Genomic DNA, 1,074 nt, shown 5'->3' on the forward strand with positions numbered 1-1,074 from the left:
AAAACCGGTGCGCTGCCAGATATGGTTGGTTTTTCTAAAGATGGTCGTTACATTGCCACCGCAAACGAAGGCGAACCGAACTCCGATTACAGTATCGATCCCGAAGGTAGCGTGACGTTGGTCGATTTGAGCAAAGGTATTAACAATGCTGACGTTACGCAAATTGGCTTTGGCGAGTTTGATGGAGTGCGCTCAGATGAATTGCCAAAAGCGGTGCGTATTTCCAGCCCTAATGCCTCAATTGCTCAAGACCTTGAACCGGAATATCTGACGTTTGCCGACAACGGGAAAATTTATGTCGCCTTGCAGGAAAATAACGCAATGGCGATTATTGATCCACAAAGCCAATCGGTAGAAAAAATTGTCGCTTTAGGGGAAAAGTCTTGGTCGAATTCAAAGCTGGACGCCTCAAATAAAGATAAGATCATCGGCAATTTGAAAAGCTATCCGCAGCTGGTTGGCTTGTACATGCCCGACACGCTAGACAGTTACTCTGTCAACGGCCAAACCTACATTGTTTCAGCCAACGAAGGGGATGGTCGCGAATATGGTTTTAAAACCACTCAAGCTGAATGTGATCAAGCAGGGTTCAAGTGGGACGAGGATGACTATCATGGTACGCCAGATTACACCAATGTCAAAGGCTCCTGTTTGAGCCATATCGACGAAGTCCGTGGCAAAAAACTCAAAGTTACGACCGACCACCCTCTTGCTGGAGCTCTGAAAGACAACAAACAGCTAGCTAGACTCAAAGTTATCAAACCAAACCACACATTAAACGCAGAAGAAAACGTTCAAGCATTTGGCGCGCGTTCATTCTCAATTTGGAATGAAAATGGTGAGCTAGTTTTTGATAGTGGAGACGATTTCGCAACAGTTGCCCTCTTGAACGAAGGTAAACACTTCAACAGCACAAACGACAGCAACAGTAGCGGCGATGACAGAAGTGATGATAAAGGCATCGAGCCAGAAGCCATCGAAGTAGCGAAAATCAATGGGCGATACTACGCATTTATCGGTTTAGAGCGCCAAGGCGGTATTATGGTTTACGACATCACCCAGCCAAAACAAGCG

General features: G+C 46.0%; 1 protein-coding gene. It reads left to right on the forward strand.

Annotated features, from left to right (window positions below; translation table 11 throughout):
• Positions 1–1,074 (forward strand): choice-of-anchor I family protein (locus R7040_RS24790; protein ID WP_318097323.1); only part of this gene is annotated, 1,074 nt, incomplete at both ends.

Source organism: Vibrio sp. 1069 (genome assembly GCF_033340555.1).